This is a genomic window from Homoserinibacter sp. YIM 151385 (assembly GCF_027912415.1).
Classification (GTDB): domain Bacteria; phylum Actinomycetota; class Actinomycetes; order Actinomycetales; family Microbacteriaceae; genus Schumannella.
On sequence record NZ_CP115175.1, the window covers coordinates 1,254,901 to 1,267,575 of the forward strand.

9 protein-coding genes are annotated in these 12,675 nt (G+C 73.0%); 4 read left to right on the top strand and 5 right to left on the bottom strand.

Annotation, left to right across the window (positions count from 1 at the left end):
• Positions 1–56: 56 nt before the first annotated feature.
• Together OF852_RS06125 and glgB are read left to right on the top strand one after the other, a co-directional pair.
• A complete protein-coding gene (locus tag OF852_RS06125; RefSeq protein ID WP_271121128.1) occupies positions 57–1,994 on the top strand; it encodes an alpha-1,4-glucan--maltose-1-phosphate maltosyltransferase in 1,938 nt (645 codons plus the stop codon).
• Position 1,995: 1 nt separating this feature from the next.
• Positions 1,996–4,182 carry a 1,4-alpha-glucan branching protein GlgB gene (glgB, locus tag OF852_RS06130; protein ID WP_271120912.1) on the top strand — a complete coding sequence of 729 codons (2,187 nt, stop codon included), beginning with the start codon at positions 1,996–1,998 and terminating at the stop codon, positions 4,180–4,182.
• Positions 4,183–4,264: 82 nt separating this feature from the next.
• On the opposite strand, the gene OF852_RS06135 is transcribed toward glgB, so the two are convergent.
• On the bottom strand, positions 4,265–5,218 hold the full coding sequence (locus tag OF852_RS06135) for a tetratricopeptide repeat protein (RefSeq protein ID WP_271120913.1): 954 nt from the start codon (positions 5,216–5,218) through the stop codon (positions 4,265–4,267).
• Positions 5,215–7,098, bottom strand: a complete 1,884-nt coding sequence (locus OF852_RS06140; RefSeq protein ID WP_271120914.1) for a hypothetical protein — start codon at positions 7,096–7,098, stop codon at positions 5,215–5,217. Before OF852_RS06140 ends, OF852_RS06135 begins: the two co-directional genes overlap by 4 nt.
• A gap of 286 nt (positions 7,099–7,384) precedes the next feature.
• Here OF852_RS06140 and OF852_RS06145 point away from each other — a divergent pair, with 286 nt between their 5' ends.
• Both OF852_RS06145 and OF852_RS06150 read left to right on the top strand, forming a co-directional pair.
• On the top strand, positions 7,385–10,195 hold the full coding sequence (locus OF852_RS06145) for a hypothetical protein (RefSeq protein ID WP_271120915.1): 2,811 nt from the start codon (positions 7,385–7,387) through the stop codon (positions 10,193–10,195).
• A gap of 14 nt (positions 10,196–10,209) precedes the next feature.
• Complete coding sequence (locus OF852_RS06150; protein ID WP_271120916.1) at positions 10,210–11,262, top strand: AI-2E family transporter; 1,053 nt, start codon at positions 10,210–10,212, stop codon at positions 11,260–11,262.
• 37 nt (positions 11,263–11,299) lie between these two features.
• Here OF852_RS06150 and OF852_RS06155 read toward each other — a convergent pair whose 3' ends face one another.
• From OF852_RS06155 to OF852_RS06165, 3 genes are read right to left on the bottom strand one after another with little or no spacing between them, the layout of a single operon-like run.
• Positions 11,300–11,605 (bottom strand): rhodanese-like domain-containing protein, encoded by a 306-nt coding sequence (locus OF852_RS06155; RefSeq protein WP_271120917.1) that lies wholly within the window; start codon positions 11,603–11,605, stop codon positions 11,300–11,302.
• Complete coding sequence (locus tag OF852_RS06160; RefSeq protein ID WP_271120918.1) at positions 11,602–12,345, bottom strand: alpha/beta hydrolase; 744 nt, start codon at positions 12,343–12,345, stop codon at positions 11,602–11,604. Before OF852_RS06160 ends, OF852_RS06155 begins: the two co-directional genes overlap by 4 nt.
• The gene (locus OF852_RS06165) at positions 12,342–12,641 is read right to left on the bottom strand and encodes a hypothetical protein (RefSeq protein WP_271120919.1); all 300 of its coding nucleotides are present in this window, start codon (positions 12,639–12,641) and stop codon (positions 12,342–12,344) included. The genes OF852_RS06160 and OF852_RS06165 overlap by 4 nt, the downstream gene beginning before the upstream one ends.
• Positions 12,642–12,675 lie beyond the last annotated feature (34 nt).

Genomic DNA, 12,675 nt, shown 5'->3' on the forward strand with positions numbered 1-12,675 from the left:
ACGAGCCGCTCCCCCGACCCCGAGACCCCCGGATCGGCCGCATCCCGATCCGCCAGGTGACCCCTGCGCAGCCTGAGCGCCGATGGCGCGCGAAGGCCTTCGAGGGCGAGATCGTGCCCTTCGGCGCCACCGTCTTCAAGGAGGGGCACGACCTGCTCCGCGTCGAGGTCGAGCTCCGCGACCCCGACGGCGCCGTCACCCGCCGCCGCCTCGCGGCCGGCGCGAGCGGCACCGACCGGTGGCAGGCGCACGTGCCGATCACGGCGCCCGGCGACTGGCGCTTCCGCATCCTCGCCGCCCGCGACGACTGGGCGACCTGGCTGCACGCCGCCGACATCAAGATCGCGGCCGAGCAGGATCAGGAGCTCGTCCTGCAGATGGGCGCCGAGCTGCTCGCGGGGCGCGCGACGAGGGTCTTCAAGGACGCCCGCACGACCCTGCTGGATGCCGGGAGGCCCCCGCAGGACCGCCTCCGCGCCGCACACGACGCCCGGCTCGCGGCCGCGATCGAGCAGGCGCCCATCACCTCGCTCGAGACCTGGAGCGAGGAGCACGAGCTCCACGTCGAGCGCGCGCGCGCCGCCGTCGGCTCCTGGTACGAGTTCTTCCCCCGCTCCGAGGGCGCGACGCGTCGGAAGGACGGCAGCTGGAAGAGCGGCACCTTCCGCACCGCCGAGAAGCGGCTCCCGGGTGTGGCGGCGATGGGCTTCGACGTGCTCTACCTGCCGCCCATCCACCCGATCGGGCGCGCATTCCGCAAGGGCCCCAACAACTCCACGACCGCGGCCCCCGGCGACCCGGGCAGCCCCTGGGCGATCGGCGCCGCCGAGGGCGGCCACGACGCCGTCCACCCGGACCTCGGCACCCTCGAGGACTTCCGCCGCTTCGTGAGGGCCGCCCGGAAGCAGGGCATCGAGGTGGCGCTCGACCTCGCGCTGCAGGCCTCCCCCGATCACCCCTGGGTGCGCGAGCACCCCGAGTGGTTCACGAGCCGGCCCGACGGCTCGATCGCCTACGCCGAGAACCCTCCCAAGAAGTACCAGGACATCTACCCGGTCAACTTCGACGACGACCCCGAGGGCATCCGCGCCGAGGTGCTCCGCATCGTGCGGCACTGGATCGCGCAGGGCGTGAAGATCTTCCGGGTCGACAACCCGCACACGAAGCCCCTCGACTTCTGGGAGTGGCTGCTCGCGGTCGTCGCCGAGGAGCACCCGGATGTCGTGTTCCTCGCGGAGGCCTTCACCCGACCCGCGATGCTCCACTCGCTCGCGGGCGCCGGCTTCCACCAGTCGTACACGTACTTCACCTGGCGGAACACGAAGGAGGAGCTCGAGGAGTTCCTCTCCGGCCTCGCGAAGGACTCGGCCGACTACCTGCGACCGAACCTCTTCGTGAACACCCCCGACATCCTCACCGAGTATCTGCAGTTCGGCGGCCGCCCCGCCTACAAGGTGCGCGCCGCGATCGCCGCGACCGCCGCGCCCACCTGGGGCGTCTACGCGGGCTACGAGCTCTTCGAGGACATCGCGCGGCCCGGCAGCGAGGAGAACATCGACAACGAGAAGTACGAGTACAAGCAGCGCGACTGGGCGGCCGCCGAGGCCGCCGGCTCCTCCCTCGCGCCGTACCTCACGATGCTCAACCGCGCGCGGGCCGAGCACCCCGCGCTCCGGCAGCTCCGCAACCTCGAGCTGCACTGGTCGGAGGACGACGCCATCCTCGTCTACTCCAAGACGCTGGATGCGGCGCACGCCCCCGGCGGCAGACCCGACGGGGTGATCGTGGTCGCGAACGTCGACCCGCACTCCGTCCGCGAGACGACCGTGCACCTGGACCTCGCGACGCTCGGCCTCGAGCCCGGTGCCGAGTTCACCGTGCGGGATGTGGTGACCGGTGCACGCTGGACCTGGCGCGAGTCGAACTACGTCCGGCTCGACGCCTTCAGCGAGCCGGTCCACATCCTCGAGATCGAGTACCCGAGGGGGCGCTGAGATGACCACGCAGACCACCAGCCGGGCCGCCGCACCGCAGCCGCCCGAGCTCCACCCCGACCATGTCGCCGCCCTCGTCGAGGGCCGGCACCCCGAGCCGCACGCCGCGCTCGGATCCCACGACGCGGACGGCGGTCGCGTCATCCGCGCGATCCGGCCGCTCGCCGAGCAGGTGACGGCGATCCTCGAGGACGGCACCCGCATCCCGCTCAGCCACCACGACCGCGGCCTCTGGCACGCGGTCGCGCCCGGCCCGGGGCAGGCCTACGAGCTCGAGGCCGTCTACGGCGGCGGCGAGACCTGGACCGTCGGCGACCCGTACCGCTTCGTGCCGACGGTCGGCGAGATCGACCTGCATCTCTGGGGCGAGGGCCGCCACGAGCAGCTGTGGCACTGGCTCGGCGCGCACCACCGCGAGCACGAGGGCGTCGACGGCACCGCCTTCTCCGTCTGGGCGCCGCACGCCGAGGCGGCCCGCGTCGTCGGCGACTTCAACGGCTGGAACGGCGTCGGCCACGCGATGCGCCGCCTCGGCTCCGGCATCTGGGAGCTCTTCGTGCCCGGCCTCGGCGCCGGCACCAACTACAAGCTCGAGCTCCTCACCCGCGCGGGCGAGTGGGTCACGCGCGCCGACCCCATGGCGCGCTACACCGAGGTGCCGCCCTCGACCGCGAGCCGCGTCGGCGACACGGCCTACGAGTGGGAGGACGGGGCGTGGATGCGGGGCCGGGCCGAGACCGACCCGCACCAGTCCGCCATGAGCGTCTACGAGCTCCACCTCGGCTCCTGGAAGCCGGGCCTCGGGTATCGCGAGGCCGCCGACGAGCTCATCGGCTACGTCACCGAGCTCGGCTTCACGCATGTCGAGTTCCTGCCGCTCGCCGAGCACCCCTTCGGCGGCTCCTGGGGCTACCAGGTCACCGGCTACTTCGCGCCGACGAGCCGCTTCGGCCACCCCGACGACCTCAAGTACCTCATCGACCGCCTCCACGGCGCCGGCATCGGCGTGATCATGGACTGGGTCCCCGGGCACTTCGCGACCGACGAGTGGGCGCTCGCCCGCTTCGACGGCGAGCCGCTCTACGAGCACGGCGACCCCCGCCTCGGCGAGCACAAGGACTGGGGCACCTACATCTTCGACTTCGGCAACTCGCAGGTGCGGAACTTCCTCGTCGCGAACGCCCTCTACTGGCTCGAGGAGTTCCACATCGACGGGCTGCGGGTGGATGCCGTCGCGAGCATGATCTACCGCGACTACTCCCGACAGGAGGGCGGCTGGGAGCCGAACATCCACGGCGGCCGCGAGTACCTCGAGGCGATCGACTTCCTCCAGGAGGTCAACGCGACCGCCTACAAGCGCAACCCCGGCATCGTCATGATCGCCGAGGAGTCGACCTCCTTCCCCGGCGTCACGAAGCCGACCGATCAGGGCGGCCTGGGCTTCGGCCTGAAGTGGAACATGGGGTGGATGCACGACTCGCTCCACTACATCGGCGAGGACCCGATGTGGCGCTCGCACCACCACAACGAGATCACCTTCAGCTTCGTCTACGCCTTCAGCGAGTCGTATCTGCTGCCGATCAGCCACGACGAGGTCGTGCACGGCAAGGGCTCCTTCCTCGGCCGCATGCCGGGCGACCAGTGGCAGAAGCTCGCGAACGCGCGCGCCTACCTGTCGTTCATGTGGTCGCACCCCGGCAAGCAGCTGCTCTTCATGGGCTCCGAGTTCGGTCAGCCCAGCGAGTGGAGCGAGTCGCGCGGCCTCGACTGGTGGATCCTCGACCAGCCGGTCCACCGCGGCCTCCAGCGCCTCGTCGCCGAACTCAACCGCGTGTACCGGGCAGAGCCGGCGCTCTGGTCGATCGACTCGGCACCTGAGGGCTTCGAGTGGATCGCGAACGAGCCCCAGCAGAACGTGGTCGCGTTCCTGCGCCGCGGCTCGGGTGGCGAGCAGCTGGCCTGCATCCACAACTTCGGCGGCAACACCGTCGGCCCCTTCCGCATCGGCCTGCCGGAGGCGGGCACCTGGGAGGAGGTCCTCAACACGGACGCCGCCGAGTTCGGCGGCTCGGGCGTCGGCAACTACGGCGCCGTCGAGGCCGACGACACGTCCTGGCACGGCCGCCCGGCCTCCGCCGAGGTCACGCTCCCCCCGCTCGCCGGCCTCTGGCTCCGCAAGCGCGACTGAGCGCCTGCCCCCTGCCGGGCTCGTGAGACGCTCCCGGATCGCCGCGACGATTCGGCGATCCGGGAGCGTTTCGGTACTCGGCTCAGTAGAGCAGGGTCATGAGGCGCCGACGGGCGGCCGCGACGCGGGGGTCCTCCGCGCCGGTGAGCTCGAAGTGCTCGAGGAGCCGGGTGCGGATGCGGTCGCGGTCCGCGGGGTCGGCGCCCGTGAAGAGGTCGAGGAGCCGGCCGAAGGCGTCGTCGAGGTGGCCGCCCGAGAGGTCGAGGTCGGCGACCGCGAGCTGCGCGTCGACATCGGCGGGGGCGTCCGCCGCGGCCTTCCGGATCTCGCCCGCGTCCAGGCCCTGGAGCCGATGGAGCAGGGAGACCTGGGCGAGGCCCGCGCTCGCGTCGGCATCGCGCGGGTTTTCGGCGAGCGCCTTCCGATAGGACTCGATCGCACTCGCGTAGTCGCCGCGCTCGATCGCGTCGTAGGCGGCCTGGTGGAGCGGCGGGAGCGGCGCCGGCTCCGGCCCGCCCTGCGGCGCCTCGGCGGCATCGACCGGCAGCCGGCCCGTCACGCCGTTCTGGGCTGCGAACTCGAGCACCTGATCGAGCACCTGGCGGAGCTCCTCCGGGCTCGGCACGCCGACCATGAGCGAGAGCGGGCGCCCGCCGACCACCGCGGCGATGGTGGGCACCTGCTGCACCTGGAAGGCCTGCGCGAGCTGCGGGTTCGCGGAGCCGTCGACGACGGCCAGGGCGAGGCGGCCCTCGTAGGCCCGCACGGCATCCCCGAGCGCCGACTCCAGCCCGGGCGCGATGACCTCGACGATGACCGGGACGGTCGCCGAGAGGTCGAGGACCCGCTCGAAGCCGGCATCCCCCGTCTCGAAGACGAGCGGCTGGCCCGCCTCGGGGGCGGGCGCGCCGGGGGCGCCGCCCGCGGCGCCGGGCGTCGCGCCGGCGGGGGCCTGCCCACGTCGCGGATCCGCGAGGCGGCTCAGATCGACCGCGCCTCGGAGGCTCGCGGGGGTCATGCCGGTGGGGTCGGTCATCGTGGAGCCTCCTTGGAGCTCGTGAGCCCCTCCGCGTAGCCGAGGAGGACGACGCGCTGGTCCTCCGCGGTCACGTTGGGGACGTAGAACAGCAGCTGGTAGCCGTAGGTCGAGAGGAAGCCGCGGGTGGTGCTCGACTTGCCGGAGAGCGCCTTCACCCGGCCCTCGGTGCTGATGGAGGCGCCCGACTGGCGCGGCTTGACCGACTCGACCTCGTTGAGCTCGGTCGCGACGATCGCACCGGAGTCGTTCGTGCCGAAGGCGATCGTCTCCGCCTTGCCCTGCGCCGCCTTGATGGCGTAGCGGGCGAGGCCCCCCTTCTCGACGTCCTTCTTCCGGGAGGCCTTGATCTTCACGCCGACCTGGTCGCGGAGCGTGTCGCCCTCGGCGACGAACTGATCGATGTAGGAGCTCTTCGCGTCCTTCGCGAGGATGTCGCCGTACGCGGTGGCGAGCTGATCCGGCGCCATCGCGAGCAGCTTGAGGTCGGTCGGGAGTCGGCTCGCGCCCGTCGCGGCGGAGGCGACGTCGGGCAGGCGGATGCTCGGCTCGAGACCCAGCGCGTACTCGATCGTGTACGGGTCGCGCGGGGAGGCCTGCTCGAGCATGAGCGCCTGCGGGGCCGCCTTCTCGTTCTCCGGATCGCTCACGACCGCGAAGACCGTCCTCGGCCAGCCGTCGTTCTGCTGCGGCAGGAGCAGCTCGACCCGACCGGTCGGGATCGGGTCGAGCGCCTTCTCGCTCCGGTCGTTCTTGCGGAGCTTGTAGTTCGCGAGACGCAGCTCGAGCGCCGGACCCGAGAGCCGCGACCCGGCGAGCTCGGCGTCGCGCGCCTCGTCGGCCTCGGCGATCGTCGCCGCCGTCGACTCGAGGATCTTCGCGAACTGGCGCTGCGTGACCGCGACGGTCTGCGTCGCCGCGGCGTCGCCGGGGGCGGCGCTCCCGCTCGGCGCGGGCGAGGCCTCGTCGAAGAGCGGCGGCACGCCGCCGTCGGAGGTGCAGCCCGCGAGGAGCAGCGCGGGCACGAGGAGCACGGGCGTGAAGGCGGTGAGGCGACGGCGCGAGCTGCTGGGCCCGGCCTCGACGGCCTTCGGCGGCTTGGCGTTGCGCGCGGTGAGGCGCGGCGGCCGGGGCGGGCGGGGCAGACGGGGCTGCTTGCGGCGGGGACCGCGGCGGCGACGCGCGTGGAGGAGCGCCCAGATGAAGGAGATGAGACCGCCGAGCAGGGCGATCGTGCCGCCGAGGATCAGCGGGCCCGACCAGGGCGCGGAGTTGTCGACGGGCCAGCGGAGCGAGACCTGGCCGGGCGCCGGCGGCGTGACGGCGGCGACCGCGGCATCGCCCTCCGCGGCGGCATCGGCTGCGGCGTCGTCCTCGGCCGCGGCGTCGCCCTCGGCGGGCGCGTCCTCGCCGGCCGCCGGCGCCGGCTCCGCGGTGCTCATCACGAGCACCGAGATGCCCTCGGGGGCGTTGATGCGGAGGGTGACCTCGCCGTCGCTCTCCTGCTCGCCGAGCCACAGATCCGAGCCGACCGCGCTCGGGATCTCGGTCTCGCCGCCCGAGATCTCCTCGGCGCGGAGCTCGCCGGTCGCCTCGTCGAGGACGACGTCGTTGTAGCCGGCCTCGCCGATCCAGGCGAGCACGTCGCCCGTGCGCCCGTAGGCGGCGACGAGCGGTCCCTCGCCCGAGATCGAGATGCGCTGCTGGCCGTCGACCGCGTTGAGGGTCTCGCCGCGGATGAGGGTCACGGGGGCCGCCGACGTCACGTCGCCCATGGCGATCCGCTCGTCGGGTCCGGCCAGGACGGTGCGCTGGGCGATGCCGTAGCCGATCGACAGGAACGCGCCGATGAACAGCACGATCGCGATCACGAATCGCACGGGAACTCTCCTCTCGTGCTGCGAGCCCGGCGGTCGCCGGCGCCCTGCCGCGCGCCCGTCTCCGCGCTGGTCGCGGCTCGGCTCGTCGGCATCCCGCCTCCGGGTCGGTCGGGGCAGCAGATAAAGACATGCAAGCGTACCCGACGCCCCGACGACCTCCCCGGCCGGGCGCTGAAAGAAGTCTGGGCGGGCCCTGGATCGCGACGGCTCCTCGGCATCGTCCCGGGAGGCGGCGGCGACTAGACTCGGGCTCCTGATCTGGCATGTCCCCGACCGAGGAGCAGGTGTGGCCGCAGACGACGCGATCTTCCCCACGGAGCTGCGCGGATACAAGAAGGACGAGGTCGACAAGGCCATCGGCGGCCTCCGGCGCGAGCTCATCCAGGCGAACTCCGCGAAGACGGAGCAGAGCAAGGAGCTCAAGCGCCTCCAGGCCGTCAACGAGGACCTGCAGGCGGAGCTCGACGAGGTCGGCAGCCCGACCTACAGCGGGCTCGGCACGAAGCTCGAGAGCACGCTCCGCACCGCCGAGGAGCAGGCGACCCGCCTGATCAGCCAGGCCGACATCGACGCCGAGAAGCTCCGCTCCGAGGTGCAGGGCGAGATCGCCGCCCTCCGCACCGAGTCCTCCTCGCACGCCGAGCGCATCGTCGCCGACGCCACCGCCCAGGTGGAGCAGATCCTCGGCGACGCCCGCGAGGAGGCCGCACTGACGCTCGGTCGCGCGCGCACCGAGGCCGAGAAGCTCACGCAGGATGCCGTCCGCGAGGCCGCATCCATCCGCGGCTCCGTCGCCACGGAGGCAGCCGACCAGCGTGCCGCGAGCCGGAGGGAGGCCGGCGCGCTGCGCACGGAGGTCGAGCGCGAGATCGCGGAGCTCCGAGCCGCCGCGCAGCGCGAGGTGCGCCAGGCGCGCGAGGAGGCGGCCGCCCTCGCACGCGACACCGAGCAGCGCCGCACCGAGCTCGACGCGGAGGACGCGCGCCGCCGCGGCGACCTCGAGCGCGACCTCGAGCAGGGCCGCACCGACCTCGAGCGCGAGATCGCGGATGCGCGGAGCGCGCTCGAGAACGACACGACCGCCGCCCGCGTCGACCTCGAGTCGCGCACCGAGAGGGATCGCGCCGAGCTCGAGCAGTCGACCGCGACCCAGCGCGGCGAGCTCGAGCAGTCGACGCGCACGCAGCGCGCCGAGCTCAAGGCCGAGCAGAAGCGCGTGCGCGCCGAGCTCAAGGAGGAGCTGCGGGCCGCACGCGCCGAGCTCAAGGCCGAGCAGGAGCGGGTGCGCGCCGAGTTCGAGGCCGAGGTCGGCCCGCAGCGCGCCGAGCACGAGTCCTGGCTCACGAGCACCCGCGCCGAGCTCGAGGCCGAGGCGGCCCGCACACGCGCCGACCTCCTCCAGGAGCTCGAGACGGGCCGTGCCGAGCTGGCCGGCGAGGTCGGCACGACGAAGGCGGCGCTCGAGGCCCAGGTGTCCTCCGAGCGCGCGAAGCTCGAGCAGGAGCTCACGACGGCCCGCGCCGAGCATGACGCGGCCGTCCTCGCCGAGCGCGAGGCGCACGACGCCGAGCTCGCTCGAGGCCGTCGCGAGCTCGAGGCCGAGGTCGCCACGGCCCGCGCCGCGCTCGAGGAGCACGACGCGAGCACGCGCCGCGACCTCGACGAGCACGTGGCCGCGACCCGCGCCCAGCTCGACGACGACGTCACCTCGACCCGCGCCGAGCTCGACGCCGACGTGGAGCGCACCCGACGCGAGCTGGCCGAGGAGGTCGAGCGCACGCAGCGCGAGCTGGCCGAGGAGGTCGAGACGACCCGCAGCGGTCTGGCCGAGGAGGTCGGCACCGCGAAGCGCGAGCTCGCGCGGGAGCTCAAGTCGGAGCGCGCGAAGCTCCGCAAGGAGCTGACGACGGGACGGCGCGAGCTCGAGACCGAGGTCGAGACGACGCGCGCCGCGCTCGAGGCGGAGGTGTCCGAGACCCGCGCGCAGCTCGAGGCCGAGGTCGCGCAGACGCGGCAGGCGCTCGACGCCGAGGTCCTCAGCATCCGCACCGAGCTCGACGCCGACGTGACCCAGCAGCGCGCCCAGCTCGAGGCGGACGCGACGCACACGCGCGCCCAGCTCGCCTCCGACGTCGCCTCGACGCAGCAGCGCATCGAGGCCGACCTCGAGCAGGCCCGCGTCACCATCGAGTCCGACCTCGCCGAGACCCGCACCACGCTGGACGCGGAGCAGAAGCAGGTGCGCGACACGCTCGCCGCCGAGGCGGAGAAGGCGCGCGGCGACCTCGCCCGCGAGATCGAGCAGGGCAGCGCGGCGCTCCAGGGAGAGCTCGAGCGGGAGCGCGAGGCGCACGACGCCGCCATCGCGAGCGAGCGCGAGACGCACGACGCGCTCATCGCGGGCGAGCGCGAGACGCTCGACGCCGAGATCACGGGTCGCCGGGCGGACCTCGAGGCCGAGATCACCGGCCGACGCGCGGAGCTCGACCACGACATCCAGGAGCAGCGCGCCGCTCTCGACTCCGAGATCGCGAAGCGCCGCGCGGACCACGAGCGGGACACCGCCCGCGAGGCCGCGGCCCTCGCACAGGAGACCGAGGCGGCCCGCGCCGCACTCGCCGCCGACACGGCCGCGCAGCGCACCGCGCTCGAGGCCGAAGCCGAGCAGGCGCGCACCGATCTCGACCTCGAGATCACCGCCCGCCGCGAGGAGGCGGAGGCCGAGTACCGCGCCGCGCACGAGGAGGCCCGCGGCTCGACGCAGCGCTTCCTCGAGGAGGCGCAGGCCCAGCTCGCCGAGGCGCAGGAGCACGCCGCCGAGAAGCGCGCCGAGGTCGAGAAGCTCGAGAGCGTCAACGCGAAGGAGTCCAAGAGGCTCCTCGCGGACGCGCGGAAGACGGCCGCCGAGATCCTCGAGAACGCCGAGTCCCGCTCGCGCGCGATCGTCTCCGAGGCGCAGGCCCAGTCGGCCGAGCTCCTCCAGGACGCCGAGGAGCGGCTCTCCCGCATCCAGGTGGAGCGGGAGGCCGTGGCCGGCTACTTCGAGAACCTGCGCGGCATGCTCACCCAGGCCGAGCGCGTCACGAGCGACAACTGAGGCGAGGAGCCCACGTGAAGATCCAGAACGCGTTCCGCTTGGGCCTGTTCGGCGGGCTCGGCGTCCTCGTCGCCCTCGCGATCGGGGCCGGCATCCAGTCGCTCGCGACGATCCTGACCTACATCGGGGCGGCGCTGTTCCTCGCGCTCGGCATCGACCCGGCCGTCACCTGGCTCGAGAAGCGGGGCCTGCCGCGCTGGCTCGCGATCCTCCTCGTCCTGCTCGGCGTGCTCGGGCTCTTCGCGGGGCTGGTGCTCGCGATCATCCCCGTCATCGCGGACCAGGTGAACACCCTGATCAAGCAGGTGCCGCGCCTCATCGACGCGGTCTTCAACACGAACGAGGTGCGGGACTACGTCGAGGCGGCCGTGCCGTGGCTCCAGTACGACGATGTCGTCAAGGCGATCACCGACTTCTTCGGGGATCCGAACAACATCACGGGACTCACCAACAACGTGCTCCAGGGCGCGATCTCGGTCGCGACGGGCGCCTTCGGCGGCGTCATCGTGCTCATCCTGACCCTGTACTTCGTCTCCTCGCTCGCGAGCATCAAGCGCGGCCTCTACCAGCTCGTGCCGGCGACGCGCCGCGAGAAGTTCACCGACATCGCGGAGCAGATCTCCGACTCGGTCGGCCGCTACGTCATCGGCCAGGTCTCGCTCGCGCTCGTCAACGGCGTGCTGAGCTTCGTGTTCCTGACCTTCATCGTCCGGGCCGAGTACTCGGCGCTGCTCGCGTTCATCGCCTTCCTGTTCTCGCTCGTGCCGCTCGTCGGCACGATCTCGGGCTCGGTGCTCATCACGCTCGCGGTCCTGCTCTTCAACGGCTGGCCCTCGGTGCTCGCGGTCGGCATCTACTACCTCGTGTACATGCAGGTCGAGGCGTACGTGCTGAGCCCGAACATCATGAACCGCGCGGTGAAGGTCCCGGGCGTGGTCGTCGTCATCGCCGCGCTCGCGGGCGGCACGCTGCTCGGCATCCTCGGCGCGCTCGTCGCGATCCCCACGGCGGCCGCGATCCTGCTCATCGTCAAGCAGGTCGTGATCCCGCGCCAGAACGAGCTCTAGGGACGCACCGCGCGGCCCGCGTCCTGCGGGACGCCGCTCAGCCCTGGATCGTCGGGAGGCCGGCCCAGTGCCAGGCCATGATCCCGCCCTCGACGTTCACGGCATCCCGGCCCTGCTGCTCCAGGTACTCGGCCACGCGAGCGCTCCGCGCGCCCGAATGGCAGAGGACGTAGATCGTGCCCGCCTCCGGCAGCTCGTCGACATGGTCGAGGAAGGAGCTCATGGGGATGCGGAGGTGGGGGCGGTCGAGGCTGATGCGCTCGAGCTCGTCCGGCTCCCGGACGTCGACGACCTGGGCGTCGTCGCCGAGCGCGGCGAGCTCCTCGACCTGGATGACCTTCATGCGGTGGCCTCCTCGGGTGCGGCGGCCGGCGGTGGCCACTCGACGGGCAGCGGCAGCGCCGCGGGATTCGCGCGCGCGACGATCTCGGTCAGCACGCGCCGGGTCTGGGTCTCCCCCACCCACAGGTGGCGGCCGCCCTCGACGGCCACGAACTCGAGCTGCGGGATGGTCGCGAAGCGCCGCTCCGCCTCCTCCGGCCGCAGGAAGTCGTCGAGCTCGGGCACGACCGCGACCACGCGCGCCGAGCTGCCCGCCCAGGCGGCGACCTCCTCCGGGCTCGTGCGATGCAGCGGCGGCGAGAGCAGGATGAGGCCCTCGACCGGAGCGGAGCGCGCGTGCTTGAGCGCGACCTCCGTGCCGAAGGACCAGCCGAGGATCCACGGGTTCGGCAGGCCGCGCTCCGCGACCAGGCGCATGGCGGCCGCGAGGTCGCGCGCCTCCTCGACGCCCTCGCCGAAGGCGCCCTCGCTCGTGCCGCGCGGCGAGCTCACGCCGCGGAAGTTGAAGCGCAGCACCGCGAGGTCGGCGAGCGCCGGAAGCCGGGCCGCCGCCTTCTTGAGGATGTGCGAGTCCATGAACCCCTTCGCCGTCGGCAGCGGGTGCAGGCACACGAGCGTCGCGACGGGCGGACGGGAAGCGGGCAGCGCGAGCTCGCCGACGAGCGTCAGCCCGTCGTCGGTGCGGAGCTCGATCTCCTCGCGGCGGGCGGGCAGCTCGACGCCGCTCCGGATCTCGGTCATGGGCGGATCCTCCAGCAGTGCGGATGCCAGTGTCGTCGGGCTCGGAGGTCGTCCTCCTCGCCGAAGAGCCCGTCGGCGCGCCACGCGACGAGATGGGCGGTGCCCACCGCGATCTCGAGGCCGCAGCCGGGGCAGGTGGTGATCTTCACCGAGCTCGCCGCCGACTGGGGCTGCACGTTCCAGCTCCCGTCGCGCTTGCGCTCGGTGCGCCGCACGCCGCCGAGGACCCGGGCGAGGTCGAGGGGCTCCGGCTCCTCGCCCTCGCGGCGGCCGCGGGGACGATTGGAGCGGGGCATGCTCGCAAGTCTACGAGCGCGAGCGCGACCCCGC